This is a genomic window from Hymenobacter sp. ISL-91, assembly GCF_018613725.1.
In the GTDB taxonomy this organism is placed as follows: domain Bacteria; phylum Bacteroidota; class Bacteroidia; order Cytophagales; family Hymenobacteraceae; genus Hymenobacter.
In genome coordinates this window covers 147,375-160,469 of record NZ_JAGGPS010000007.1, presented here as the reverse complement: position 1 = coordinate 160,469, position 13,095 = coordinate 147,375, and the positions used below count along the sequence as shown (strand labels likewise).

10 protein-coding genes and 1 tRNA gene are annotated in these 13,095 nt (G+C 59.0%); 2 read left to right on the top strand and 9 right to left on the bottom strand.

The window, feature by feature from the left end; all coding sequences use genetic code 11:
• Positions 1-120: 120 nt before the first annotated feature.
• From J7E24_RS03520 to J7E24_RS03485, 8 genes are all read right to left on the bottom strand, one after another.
• Positions 121-939, bottom strand: coding sequence for an SDR family oxidoreductase (locus J7E24_RS03520; protein WP_215135177.1), 819 nt, complete (start codon positions 937-939; stop codon positions 121-123).
• Between the two features lie 433 nt (positions 940-1,372).
• Entirely contained in the window at positions 1,373-2,047 is a 675-nt protein-coding gene (locus tag J7E24_RS03515) for a carbonic anhydrase (protein ID WP_215135175.1), read from the bottom strand.
• Between the two features lie 101 nt (positions 2,048-2,148).
• Entirely contained in the window at positions 2,149-3,756 is a 1,608-nt protein-coding gene (locus J7E24_RS03510) for a SulP family inorganic anion transporter (protein WP_215135173.1), read from the bottom strand.
• A gap of 234 nt (positions 3,757-3,990) precedes the next feature.
• Positions 3,991-5,394, bottom strand: coding sequence for a sensor histidine kinase (locus J7E24_RS03505; protein ID WP_215135171.1), 1,404 nt, complete (start codon positions 5,392-5,394; stop codon positions 3,991-3,993).
• An 81-nt stretch (positions 5,395-5,475) separates the two neighbouring features.
• A complete protein-coding gene (locus J7E24_RS03500) occupies positions 5,476-6,153 on the bottom strand; it encodes a response regulator transcription factor (RefSeq protein ID WP_215135169.1) in 678 nt (225 codons plus the stop codon).
• A 77-nt stretch (positions 6,154-6,230) separates the two neighbouring features.
• Positions 6,231-6,306, bottom strand: a tRNA-Lys gene (locus tag J7E24_RS03495).
• A gap of 178 nt (positions 6,307-6,484) precedes the next feature.
• Positions 6,485-8,224: a M3 family oligoendopeptidase gene (locus J7E24_RS03490; protein WP_215135167.1), complete on the bottom strand. Its 1,740-nt coding sequence runs from the start codon at positions 8,222-8,224 to the stop codon at positions 6,485-6,487.
• Positions 8,225-8,323: 99 nt separating this feature from the next.
• The gene (locus J7E24_RS03485; RefSeq protein ID WP_215135165.1) at positions 8,324-9,430 is read right to left on the bottom strand and encodes a ferredoxin--NADP reductase; all 1,107 of its coding nucleotides are present in this window, start codon (positions 9,428-9,430) and stop codon (positions 8,324-8,326) included.
• A 178-nt stretch (positions 9,431-9,608) separates the two neighbouring features.
• Between J7E24_RS03485 and J7E24_RS03480 the strand changes: the two genes are divergently transcribed.
• The gene (locus J7E24_RS03480; RefSeq protein ID WP_215135163.1) at positions 9,609-10,295 is read left to right on the top strand and encodes a peptidoglycan DD-metalloendopeptidase family protein; all 687 of its coding nucleotides are present in this window, start codon (positions 9,609-9,611) and stop codon (positions 10,293-10,295) included.
• 167 nt (positions 10,296-10,462) lie between these two features.
• On the opposite strand, the gene J7E24_RS17830 is transcribed toward J7E24_RS03480, so the two are convergent.
• Complete coding sequence (locus J7E24_RS17830; protein ID WP_215135161.1) at positions 10,463-11,677, bottom strand: ABC transporter permease; 1,215 nt, start codon at positions 11,675-11,677, stop codon at positions 10,463-10,465.
• Between the two features lie 44 nt (positions 11,678-11,721).
• Between J7E24_RS17830 and J7E24_RS03470 the strand changes: the two genes are divergently transcribed.
• Complete coding sequence (locus J7E24_RS03470; protein WP_215135159.1) at positions 11,722-12,978, top strand: exo-beta-N-acetylmuramidase NamZ domain-containing protein; 1,257 nt, start codon at positions 11,722-11,724, stop codon at positions 12,976-12,978.
• The last annotated feature ends 117 nt before the right edge of the window (positions 12,979-13,095 follow it).

Here is a 13,095-nt window from a genome sequence, read left to right as displayed (position 1 = left end):
TAGTTGTCAGTTGCTAGTTGTCAGTTGTCCGGCTGTTCAGTAGCAAGGTGGCGCTGAACAGCCGGACAACCAACAACTGACAACTAGCAACTGACAACTAGCAACTGACGACTAAACGCTTCAGCCATTATCGGCAAAGCCCGGATACAGGGTCATGCCACCATCGGCGAAAATGCTGGTGCCGGTTACATAATCCGACTCGTCGGAAGCCAGCCACACGGCTACCTTGCCAATATCGAGGGGTTGGCCAATGCGGCCGTAGGGAATGAGCGTGAGCAGCGACTTTTCTTCCTCGGGCGTGTCGCGGGCCGTGAGGTTGATGGGCGTGGCAATAGCGCCCGGCGCAATGCTATTGATGCGGATTTTGTCGGGAGCCAGCTCCTGGGCCATGCTCTTCATCAGCAGCATAATGCCGCCCTTGCTGGTGGCATAGTTTACGTGCCCGGCCCACGGAATTACCTCGTGCACCGAGCTCATGCAGATAATCTTACCCAGCGCACTCGAAATTTCCTCCTGCATGCCGCGGCGCAGAAACTCGCGGGCCGCCTCACGGGCACACAAGAACTGCCCCGTCAGGTTTACGTCGATTACCTTTTGCCACTGCTCCAGGGTCATGTCCACGAACTTGGCGTCCATTTGAATGCCCGAATTATTGACCAGAATGTGCAGGGTCTCGAACTTCTCGCGCACAAAATCGAACATGCGCAGCACATCGTCTTCCTTGCTCACATCTGCCCGAAACGGCACGGCCTGCCCCCCGGCATCGGTAATCTCCTTCACTACCGCCGCCGCCTCGTCGGCGCTATGGGCGAAGTTCACCACGACCGTTGCGCCCTCGGCGGCCATAGCCTTAGCTACTCCCGCGCCAATGCCGGAGCTGCCGCCCGTAATCAGGGCAATCTGGTTTTTGAGTCGGTCGGATGACAGGGGAGCAGGCATATCGAAAGAGTTGGGAAGCAAGCGCAGGCACTAGGCTGCAGCTAACCGCAGCCATAGGGTAGACTGCTTTAAAGCAACTTTGGTTACACCTAAACATTGCAATTAATTATAATTCAAGTCATTACAATAAATCACTTGCTTCCAGCCATCTAATCGACTACTCTTCGTGGCGGGTAAGAAGGAGATGCCGCTACCGGAAGCTATGGTGTCCCGACCCAAACGTGCGGACGCAAAAAACCGCCGCACCTGACAGGCACAGCGGTTTCAGCCATCCGGGCACACTCCCCTCAGAATGCGCCCAGATGTTTGGTTGCCCACAATAACCGCAGACGGCTTTTATGCCGGAAGGGTAGCAAACCCATGCATCTATTTCGCACGGCCGCTTGCCTTCTCGTTAGCGCCATATCTGCGGCAACAGGGCGAGGGCGTTGACTTATGAGTTGGAGAAAGCGGCAGAAGCCTCCTGGGCCACCGACTTCTCTTCAGCAGACATAATACCGTAAATGGGGTCCAGGTCAGCAAGGCTTTCGTTTTCCACCTGCAAATCCTTCAGCAGACCGTCATTGATATCGTAGACGAGGCCGTAAAGCTTTGGGGGGTTGGGGCCTCGCAGCGCGTTCTGGATGATGCTGGTTTTGGTCAGGTTGCGTACCTGCTCAATCACGTTCAACTCCACGAGACGTCGTAACCGGGCCGCTTCATCCTGAATGCCTGAAAACTCCGTTTCGTGCAGCCGGATAACGTCGCGGATGCCGGTCAGCCAGCCATCGATCAGGCCGTATTGCTTGTCGCCGGCCGCTGCAGTTACACCACCGCAACCGTAGTGGCCGCACACAACCACCATCTCTACTTTAAGCACTTCCACAGCGTACTGCAACACCGAGAGCAGATTGAAATCGGTAGGCACCACCAGGTTGGCAATGTTGCGATGCACGAACATCTCGCCAGGGCCGGTACCGGTTATGGCCGAAGCAGATACCCGGGAATCGGAACAGCCGATAAAGAGGTACTTAGGCTTCTGTCCGTTGGCCAGCCGGCTGAAAAACTCAGGGTCAGCCTGCCGGCTCTGGGCCGCCCAGCGGCGGTTATTTTCTAGTATTTCTTCCATTGGTTGAAGTTGAGTAACCGGTGTATTTTCAATCAAACTATACAGAGCTCATACCTGCCAGCACGATGTAGCGCCAACCGGAGGCCCTTATTTGCCTGCCCTTAGTGGCCCATTACCTCTACCTGAGGAATATTGCGCAGCTCTACCTCAATGCCCCGCTCGGGTGCTCCCCGACGGAAGTTTTCGATGGCCTCCAGCACATCGTAATCAATATGTACCGAGTCGGAGCCGTCGACAACTACACGCGTATCGTGCGGTAGTTCTTCCAGAGCCCGCATGATGCTGGCTTTGTTCAGAAACGACACCTGCTCGGCCAGCCGCAGAACAATAGGACCATCGGCTGCCTGTCCTGGCTCGCTGCGGAAGTAGGCCGAATCGTAATTGGCTTTGAGGATATAAAAGACTCCTACTACCAGGCCCATTACCACTCCCTTGAGCAGATCGGTGAACATAATGGCAACAATGGTGATGATAAAGGGTAGGAACTGCTGCAGCCCTAGCTTCCACTGGGTACGGTACAGCGTAGGGTTGGTGAGCTTATAGCCGATAACGAGCAAAATGGCCGCCAGCGCCGACAACGGAATCCGGTTGAGTAACGGGGCCAGAAACAGCAGGCTCACGAGCAACAACAAGCCGTGGAAAAAGGCCGACATCCGGGTTTGGGCACCAGCATTAATGTTGGCCGAGCTGCGGACGATAACAGCCGTCATAGGCAAACCACCTAGCAGGCCGCTAATCATATTGCCCGCGCCTTGGGCCATCATTTCGCGGTTGGTGGGCGTATTACGCTTGTGCGGGTCGAGCTTATCGACAGCTTCTACGCTAAGCAGGGTTTCGAGCGAGGCTACAATAGCAATGGTAAACGCCACCGTGTAGGTTTCGGGGCGGCTGAAAGCCGTCCAGTCGGGGGTTGTAATAAGTCCGGCCGCATCCTGCAGCGAGTTGATGGGCGGCAGGCTCACCAAGTGCTCCGAGCCAATCAGCAGGCCGGGCGCCATGCCCCGGAAGGCCTCGTTGAGCAGAATAGCTACCACTACTACTACCAGTGCCCCCGGCACCAGCTTGGCCACTTTCACGCGCTTGCTCAGCACCTTATCCCAGAACAGCAACAGCCCCAATGCTACAAAACCCACTGTAGCCGGACCAGGCTGAATGTTTTGCAGGGCATTGCCAATCTCGCTGAAGGTGTTAAAACCGTCGAGTTGCGTAAAGGTCAGGTCCTCGAAATAGTCGGCATCAACCCCCAAAAAATGAGGAATCTGCTTTAGAATCAGAATCAGGCCGATAGCAGCCAGCATACCGCGAATAACCGAGGTAGGAAAGTAGAGGCCGATGATACCAGCCCGGGCTATGCCCAAGCCAACCTGCAGAATGCCAGCCATTACCGTGGCTGCCAGCATGGCTTCAAATGAGCCCAGCGTAGCAATACCTGCTACAATAATGGCTGTGAGGCCGGCCGCCGGACCGCTTACACTCAAAGCCGAGCCACTAAGCCAGGACACGACCACGCCGCCCACAATACCGGCAATTACACCCGACAGCAGCGGTGCGCCCGAAGCCAGGGAAATGCCCAGGCATAGCGGCAATGCCACCAGAAATACCACCAGTCCGGCAGGTAAATCCTGGCTCAGCGAACTAAACGGTGATGGAAGGCGGTCGGAAACGACCGGAACAGCCTCCTTGTTCGGGGCCGGTGCATTTTTTATCATAACGAGGGGATGCAGTGCAGAAAATCAGGAGGGCAATCCACTCACTTGAGCGAAATCACCCCCCTAATGCAACAGTACGGCCGGCTCGTTAAACTCTGGTTAAAAATGAATTAAAGCCCGATTAAAACTATGTAAACACCTTTCTTACAGATATTTAATTTATGTACCTACTGCTATTTTTTTCGTATTTAGCCCCCTTTTAGGTTTTGAAGTATCTACCAAATTGTCAGGCAGCTAACCGGCTGCCGGGAAGCTGAGCTGTACACGGGTACCCTGGCCCAGAGTACTGGCCACTTCTACGCGTCCGCCATGCAGCTCCATTATTTTGGCCGTAAGCGGCAGGCCGATACCATGGCCGGGCACGGTCCGTACCGCTTCAGCCCGGAAAAAAGGCACGAATACCTGCTGGCGGTCGGCCTCACTCATGCCCGGTCCCTGGTCGACGACGAGCAGCTGGATGTGACTACGGGTGGCGGTAAGCGTGGCCACAATGGGAGCAGCCGGATTGGTAGCGGTGAATTTGCAGGCGTTTTCCAGAATATTGAGGAAGGCCACCAGCACCAGCGCCTCGTTGCCGAGCACGGCAAACGGCACGGCAGCTGCCACACCGGGGGTTTCGTGGAAATCGAGGTCGATGCGTCGGGTGGGATGACGCCGGTGCAACTCTTCGTAAGCCTGCAGCAGCAGCTCGTCGAGGCGCAGCCGGCTGCGTGGTACCTGGCTGGGGTCGTCGGAGGCGCGGGCAATCTGAAGCAGGCCGTTGGTCAGGTCTTTGAGTAGCCGGGCCGCATCGAGCGTGGTGCGCAGCACCCGCTGGTACTCTTCGGGGGTGCGCTCCTGCTGGAGCAGGGCTACTTCGAGCTGCCCGATAATAGCGGCAAGAGGCGTACGCAACTCGTGCGAAGCGTCGCGCACAAAGGTTCGCTGGCCTACAAAAGCTGTTTCGAGCCGATCGAGCAGGCTGTTGAAGCGCTGGGCCAGCAACGACACTTCGTCGCGACCCTGGCCAGGGCTCAGGCGCTGATGCAGGTCGGAAGCCGTTATGCTATCCACCTCGCGAATGATACGCTTCATGGGCATAAGCGCCTGACCGGCAAAAACCAGCCCCCCAATCCCTACTACTACAAGCGAAACCAGTAACCCGAAGGTGAGTACCGTTAGCAGGTTGCCCAGCTTTTCTTTGCTGTCGGCATCTGCCGATGAAGCTACCACCACAAAGTTGCCCCGGCCGGGCTCCTTGTAAAGCAGGCCCACTGTTTGATGGAAACGGCCCTTGAACCGTACCTCCCGGCCGGTTTGGCGCACCTGCTGCAACAGGGTAACCGGCACATTCTTGCCCTTGCGGCCCTCGCGAAACACCACCCGGTTGCGGGCGTCAAACACGTATACCTCTTCGGCTGGCAACGTGCGGTAAAACTGCCGCAGGTAGCGGCGGTACGATGCCCGGCTACGCTCGTCGCCGCGGCGCGTGCCATCGAGGTACACATGCGCAACCACCCGGGCCCGCGAAAACAGGCTTTCGGTAAACGCTTCGTGCCGCGACTGGTAAGTAAAAAAGTAGATTACGGCGGCAAACAGCAGCAGCGTAACCACCAAAATGGCTGCAAACTGCACCGTAAGCCGCGCCCGAATTGTCATCAGTTAGTTTTCGGTTGTTGGTTGCCGGGGGTTAGCTGGCTGGCACTGGATGGAGTTGCATCCTGCCAAATAGCAACTCATTTACTCTTCCTTCATCACGTAGCCCATGCCCACAAGCGTGTGGATGAGCTTGGGCGTGAAGTCTTTATCGAGCTTTTTACGCAGGAAGTTGATGTACACATCAATGACGTTGGAGCCGGTATCGAAGCTCGTATCCCAGACCTGCTCCAGAATATCTACCCGCGACACCACCCGGTTCTGGTTGCGCAGCAGGTATTCGAGCAAGGCAAACTCGCGGGCCGTTAGTTGGATGGGCTGGCCGGCCCGGTGTACCATTTTGCTGGCCGGATCGAGGGTGAGGTCGGCCAGTTGGAGCGTACCCCCGGCCGGGGTTACATCGTGGCGGCGGCGCGTGAGGGCCCGGATGCGGGCCAGCAACTCCTGAAACGCAAAGGGCTTCACCAGGTAGTCGTCGGCCCCGGCGTCGAGGCCCCGGATTTTGTCGTCGGTTTCGCCCAGGGCCGTCAGCATGAGGATGGGCACACCCGTGTTCTGGGCCCGCACCTGCCGGCACACTTCCAGTCCGTTCAGGCCCGGTAGCAGCGTGTCGAGGATGAGCAAATCGTAGCCTCCTTGCTTGGCCAGGCGCAGGCCCAGCAGACCGTCGGCCGCCAAATCTACCTGGTGGTGCTGTTCGCTCAGGCCCTGATGCAGAAACGCGGCTACCTTAGGTTCGTCTTCAACCAGCAAAATTTTCATGGCTGCAAGATACGTGGCCGGCCGGCATCAGCCCTATCAACGAAAAACCCCTCACTACGAAACGTAGCAAGGGGTTTTGGTGATCCCGCTGGGATTCGAACCCAGGACCCATACATTAAAAGTGTATTGCTCTACCAGCTGAGCTACAGAATCAGTCCACTCCACCAGGCCAAAGCCTTTTCAGAAGGGAGTGCAAAAGTAGCAGGCTTATTCGGACGGTGCAAGCAAAGGCGGTACTTTTCACCTCAGTTCGCGCTGTTCACCGTTCAATGGCCTGACAATCAATCAAAATTGTTTATTACCCTCCTATTCTTCTGCAAAGGAGCAGCCGCTATATTTTTGCCATTTCATCCTGTACGAAGTCGGCCAGGGTACGCAGGTATTCGGTGCTGAAATCGAAGCGGATGCCAGCCGCCGCGTAGATGTCGCCGATGGGCGCGGTATAGCCGAGGGCCAAGGCGCGCTGGTAGCCAGCTAAGGCATCCTGCGGGTTCTGGCGGTAGTTGCGCCACACGGCAATGGCGCCGAGCTGGGCCATGGCGTACTCGATGTAGTAAAACGGCACTTCGTAGAGGTGCAGCTGCTTCTGCCAGAGGTAAGGCTTGATATGCTCCAGTCCTTTCCAGCTCACGGTACGCTGGTTGAACTCGTCGAACAGCTCGACCCAGCGGGCGTGGCGCTGCTCCTCGGTGTGGGTTGGATTCTCGTACACCCAGTGCTGAAACTTGTCGATGGTGGCCACCCACGGGAAGGTTTCGAGCACGCTTTCGAGGTGGGTGCGCTTGGCCCGCCGCAGCTCGTCGGGGTTGGAGAAAAACACGTCCCAGTGGTCGAGGCTGAGCAGCTCCATGCTCATGGAAGCCAGTTCGGCTACTTCGGAAGGCGGGTGCTTGTCGGCGCCCAGCGGCAGGCGGCGCGTGAGGAAGCTATGCACGGCGTGGCCGCCCTCGTGCAGCATGGTTACCACATCGCGCAGGCTGCTGGTGGCATTCATAAAGATGAAAGGCACCCCTGTTTCGTCGAGCGGGTAGTTGTAGCCGCCGGGGGCCTTGCCCTTGCGGCTTTCCAGGTCGAGGTTGCCCATCTGGCCCATTGTGCGCAGGCACTGGCCCAGAAATGGGTCGAGTCGGTCGAAGACGACGGTTGTTTTCTCCAGCAACTCGGCCCCCGTCTCAAACGGCCGCAGCGGGGCCTTCCCCGATACGTCCACATCCAGGTCCCAGGGGCGCAGCTCGGCCAGCGCTAGGTCCTGGCGGCGCTCCAGGTCGAGGTTGTCGATGAGGGGAACCACGGTTTCGCGGATGGCGCGGTGGAAGTTCAGCGTATCCTGGGGCGTGTAGTCGAAGCGGCCCAGGGCGGCAAACATATAGTCGCGGAAGTTGGCGAAACCCGCGTTCAGCGCCATCTGGTGGCGTAGCCCGATCAGGCGGGTATACAGCTCATCAAGGGCCTTGGCATCCTGCAGGCGGCGTTCCTGCACGGCCCGCCAAGCGGTTTCGCGCACCTGCCGGTCGGGGCTTTTGAGGCGGTCGGCGGCGCGGGGCAGGGTCAGCTCCTCGCCGTCGAGCGTTACGGTCATGGCCCCGGCCAGGGCGGCGTACTGCTGCTGCTGGGTGCTGATTTCGGTTTTGAGCGGCACGTTTTCGGGCCGGTAGATGGCCAGCGCCTGCCGTACCGACCGCACAAACACCCGGTAGCGGTTTTCATCCAACTCGCTCAGAAACGCCGAGGCCAGCATCTTTTCGTTGAGCGCGTGGTCGTGGGGCGCAACGTGCGGCTCAATCTCGTTCACGAAAAACTGAAACGCCTCGGTGCGCGCATTGTCCTGGGTGTCGGAGGTCATGCGGATGTAGCGCCAGGCCAAATCTTCGCCGAGCACTGCCTCCAGTTCCGAGCGGTTCAGCAGCCAACGCTCCAACTCGGCAACCGAGCCCACCTCCCGGTCGCGCAACTCCAGAAAATACGGCTCTATCGTGGCCCAGTCGGTCACGGTAAACGACTCGGGCAGGTACTGGCGCGGGGGCCGCTGGGTGTCGGTAGCAAGGGTGGCGGCGGGCATAGAAGGGGGCATTTCGGGGAAGCTGGAAAGTTTGGAAGCGGGGGGCCAGAATGGCCAGTAGCGCGAAGCTCCAGCTTCGCGCTACTGGCCATTCCAGTTTCTTAAAACAGCCTAGCCAATCTCAATCACCACGTCGCTCGTGAGCGGGTGGCCAACGCAGGTGAGCACATAGCCCTGGTTCATCTCGGAGTCGGAAAGTCCTTCGCGCTCGTCGAGGTGGACTTTGCCCGAGAGGCACTTGCCGCGGCAGGCAGTACACAGGCCCGCCTGGCAGCTGTAGGGCAGGTCGATGTCCTGGTCGAGGGCGGCTTCGAGAATGGTCTGCTCGGGGCTGACCTCGAACTGGTACTCAGCGCCCTCGTAGTGAATGGTGACGTTGCGGGAGCTGCTTTGCTCCTCATCGGCAGCGGCCGATACGTCGCCGTGTCCGCCCGACTGAGCCGCAGCCTCGGCCGTGTCGGCGGCGGCCACGAAACTCTCGCGGCGCACGCGGGCAAGTGGCACGCCCAGCAGCTCCAGCGCCGATTGTGCTTCCAGCATCAGGCCATCGGGGCCGCAGAGGAAATACTCGGCCTGGGCAGCCGGAAACTGGTGGCGCTGCTCCAGAATGCGCAGCAGCGTGGTGCGGTTGAGGCGGCCCGTGTGCTTGTGCTCGGCCGACGGGCGCAGGGGCTGGCTGAAGACGTGCTCGATCTGGAAGCGGCCGGCGTACTGCTGCTCCAACTTCTGCAGCTGGTCAGCAAAAATCACCGAATCCTCGTTGCGGTTGCCATAAATGAGCAGCACGTGGCTTTTGGGCTCGTCGCGGAGAATGGCTTTGAGCATACTCATGAGCGGGGTAATGCCCGAGCCGGCCCCCACCAGCACAATGGAGCGCGCCGCCTGAGGCTGGGGCGCCAGCACGAAGTTGCCCAGCGGGGCCATTACCTCCAGTTGCTGGCCTACTTGCACAGTGTCGAGCAGGTAATTGCTCACCAAACCGCCCGTTACGCGCTTTATCGTAACGGCCAGGCGTGGGGCCTCGCCCGGGGTGCTGCTGAGCGAATAGGCGCGGCGCTCCTTTTTACCACCGGGTCCGCAGGGCAAAATCAGGGTCAGGAACTGGCCCGGCTGGCAGGCAACGGGCTGGCGGTCGGGCCGCTCGAAATGGATGGTAACGGCGTCGGGGGTTTCCTGGGTCAGTTCAACAACGTTCAGCGTCAGGTAAGGGCTACTCATAGGGGCTATCAGAACTTTCGGGGTGGGTTTGAACACAAAGTTCGTAATTCGATATTTGTTTCTTGTACGGAATGTGAGGCGGAACTGATTGGCGCGGTGCCAGGCCAGACAAACAGAACGATGTCGTCCTTCATCTTACACCTTCGCTCCGCTTAACAATTTCCCTTAACCCACCCCAATGCTTTCCGACTTACTCCGCCGCCACCAAACCGAGTTCGGGCAGGTACTGCCCCTCGACCTGAACGCGCCCGAGGTGGCGCGCCTCGATTTTACGGCCGCTAACCCGCTGCTTACGGCTGCCAACCTACACGACACAGCCGCCTTCGACCAGCTGGTAGCCCGGCTGCTGGCCGATAAGAACGCCCTGATTGGCGTGGGCGGCTACCTCGAAGACCGGGTAATCTACCGCCGTAGCCCCGGCCTCTTCGACGCCGACCCCACCGCCCCGGCCCGCTCGCTGCATTTGGGCGTCGATGTGTGGGTGCGCGCCGGCACGCCGGTGCTGGCCCCGCTGCCGGCCACCGTACACAGCCTCGCCGACAACGAAGGCCACGGCAACTACGGCCCCACCGTTATTCTGGAGCACGAGTTGGAAGGGGTCATTTTCTACACGCTCTACGGCCACCTCACGCGCCGCGAAACGGCCCTGCTGCGCCCGGGCCTCACCATCGAACAGGGCCAGACCTTCGCCGAAGTCGGCCCAGCACCCGAAAACGGCGACTGGCCGCCGCACCTGCATTTCCAGGTAATTGCCGATTTGCAGGGCCGCGTAGGCGACTTTCCCGGCGTAGCGCTGGTATCGGAGCGCGACACGTGGGCCGCCCTGTGCCCCGACCCAAACCTGATTCTCCAGATCACGGATTAGCACGGATTTAAGCGGATTTCACGGATTTTGTAGCTGGCGCGGTCAACTATTAAATCACAGGTACCTCCCCTTGAGTTGAACGAAAAAGGGCCACCCTGCGTAGGGTGGCCCTTTTTTAATCGTCTACAGAATCCGTGAAATCCGCTAAAACCCGTGCTACTCCGTGATCAGTCGAACTTGATGGCCGCGACGGGTTTGATGCGCGAAATCAGGTAGGTTGGGATGAGCACGGCCAGCAGGGAGGTAAAGAACGTGGCCGCGTTCAGCATCAGAATGATGGCCCAGTCCCAATGAATCGGCACGCGGTCCATGTAGTAGTTTTCGGGGTCGAGCGGGATGAGGTGCAGGTAATACTGCATGGCGCAGAAGCCCAGCCCGATCAGGTTACCCCACAGAATGCCGCGCACCGTCAGGCTCAGGCCCCTAAAGAAGAACATGCTCCGGATCTGGTTGTCGGTAGCCCCAATGGCTTTGAGCACCCCGATCATGTTGGTGCGCTCCAGAATCATGATGAAAATGGTGGCTACCATGTTGAAAGTGGCCACGAAAATTATCAGCACCAGGAAGATAACTACGTTGCGGTTGAGCAGCTTCAGCCACTCGAACAACTGCACATATTGCTCGGTGATTTTATCGAGCTTGAGGTCGTAGCGCAGGTTTTCGTAGAGGTTGTCGGCTACCGGGTCGAGGCGGTTGAAGTCCTTGAGCGTTACTTCGAGCCCGCCCACCAGCGTGTCGGGCCAGGCATTCAGGTCGCGGATCTGCCGGATGTCGCCGATAACAAAGGCCTCATCGAACTCGTCGAGACCGGTTTGGTAGATGCCACTGACCACGAACTGCCGCACCCGCGGCGGACTCTGGATAAAGTAGAACAGGGCCTTGTCGCCGACCTTGAGCCGGAGCTTGTCGGCCACCTTGCGCGACACCAGCACGTCGTTGCTGGCTGAGGAGTCGGGGAAGGAGATGAACTTGCCGGCAGCCAGGTTCTGGCGCATCGACGAGGGGCTGGTCTTTTCGTCGATGCCCTTAATCACCACGCCCAGCACCTCATCCTTGGTTTTGATGATGGCCGTTTTGCGGGCGAAAGGCTGAATAGTGGCTACCTGGGGGTTCTCGCCCAACTCGCGCATAAGCTGCGGCTGTCCGATGGGCTCGGCTTCGAGCGAGTTGTTAGTGTCGTACTTGCTGATTTGCAGGTGCGAGCCGAAAGAGAAGATTTTGTTCTGGATTTCGTTGCGGAAACCCTCCAGAATGGCAAACGATACCACCATCACGGCCAATCCCATGGCAATGCTGATGATGGCTATCTTTGTCACCGACGAGGTGAACGAGCCCGCATCGGCCCCGTCAATCTTATGAGATATGTACTGCGAAACGTTCACCGGCGTAAAGCTAGATGAATCCGAGTAGTTTTCCACCCCTGCCCATGCCTTCTTTCCTGCCCCAGAGTCTGCTCAGCCTCGCGCTCCTGCTCACCGACTGTACCCGCCCGGCCCAGACAGGTTCGCCTACAGCCGCTTTGCCCCCTGCGTCGGCCGCCCAAACGGTGGCCGCGCCGCCCCAGGTAGTGCTGGAACAACCGGCTGCCGCGCCGCTGCAGGTAGCCGCCGCGCAGTTCGACAAATACCTGCCGCTGCTGCAGGGCAAACGAGTAGGCTTGGTCGTAAACCAGACCGCCCGCGTGGGCCAAGCGTTTCTGGTGGATACGCTGCTGAGCCGGGGCGTGAACGTGAAGGTGATTTTCGGCCCCGAGCACGGTTTCCGGGGCGAGGCAGCCGATGGGGCTACTATTAAAGATGGTAAAGACGCCCGTAGTGGCCTGCCGGCCCTGAGCTTGTACGGCGCCACCAAAAAGCCCACCCCCGAGATGCTGCGCGACATCGACGTGCTGGTGTTCGATATTCAGGACGTGGGCGCACGCTTCTACACCTTCATCAGCACGATGCACTACGTAATGGAGGCCGCCGCCGAGCAGAACAAGGAGGTCATCATCCTTGACAGGCCCAACCCCAACGGCTGGTACGTGGACGGGCCGGTGCTGGAGCCCAAGTACAAAACCTTCGTGGGCATGCACCCCATTCCGGTGGTGCACGGCCTCACGGTGGGCGAGCTGGCCCAGATGATAAACGGCGAAAAATGGCTGGCCGGTGGCAAACAATGCCGCCTGACGGTTATTCCGGTAGCCGGCTACACCCACGCCACGCGCTACGAGCTGCCGGTGCGCCCCTCCCCCAACCTGCCCACGGCCCATTCAGTGAATTTGTATCCCAGCCTTTGCCTGTTCGAGGGCACCGACGTGAGTGTGGGCCGCGGTACCGACCGGCCGTTTGAGGTAATCGGGGCGCCTACGCAACCCTCTAGTCGTCCGTTTAGCTTTGTGCCCACGCCCAATCCCGGCTCCACGGCCCCGCCCCAGAACGGCAAGCGCTGCTACGGCCAGGAGTTGAAAGGCGTCGGCGAGGTCGGTTTCACGCTGTCGTATCTGATTGACTACTACAAGCAGAGCACAGCCAAAGACAAGTTCTTCACCTCGGGCTTCGAGCGGCTGATGGGTACGGCCGACACGCGCCAGCAAATTATTGCTGGTAAGTCGGAAGCCGAAATCCGGGCATCCTGGGAGCCGAAACTGGGCGCCTATAAGGTGATGCGCCAGAAGTATCTGCTGTATCCGGATTTTGAGTAGTTCTGTCATCATTTCCCGCAGAGGACGCAGTGTTTTCGCAGAAGGCGCAGTGTCGTTCTATTGAACTGCACTGCGCCTTCTGCGAAAACACTGCGTCCTCTGCGAGCTAAAAACTCC

Coding starts and splice junctions, on each gene's coding strand:
- J7E24_RS03490 (WP_215135167.1), bottom strand. CDS start 8,224: ATGCCCCCTTCTATGCCCGCCGCCACCCTTGCTACCGACACCCAGCGG.
- J7E24_RS03510 (WP_215135173.1), bottom strand. CDS start 3,756: ATGATAAAAAATGCACCGGCCCCGAACAAGGAGGCTGTTCCGGTCGTT.
- J7E24_RS03480 (WP_215135163.1), top strand. CDS start 9,609: ATGCTTTCCGACTTACTCCGCCGCCACCAAACCGAGTTCGGGCAGGTA.
- J7E24_RS03485 (WP_215135165.1), bottom strand. CDS start 9,430: ATGAGTAGCCCTTACCTGACGCTGAACGTTGTTGAACTGACCCAGGAA.
- J7E24_RS03515 (WP_215135175.1), bottom strand. CDS start 2,047: ATGGAAGAAATACTAGAAAATAACCGCCGCTGGGCGGCCCAGAGCCGG.
- J7E24_RS03470 (WP_215135159.1), top strand. CDS start 11,722: ATGCCTTCTTTCCTGCCCCAGAGTCTGCTCAGCCTCGCGCTCCTGCTC.
- J7E24_RS03500 (WP_215135169.1), bottom strand. CDS start 6,153: ATGAAAATTTTGCTGGTTGAAGACGAACCTAAGGTAGCCGCGTTTCTG.
- J7E24_RS03520 (WP_215135177.1), bottom strand. CDS start 939: ATGCCTGCTCCCCTGTCATCCGACCGACTCAAAAACCAGATTGCCCTG.
- J7E24_RS03505 (WP_215135171.1), bottom strand. CDS start 5,394: ATGACAATTCGGGCGCGGCTTACGGTGCAGTTTGCAGCCATTTTGGTG.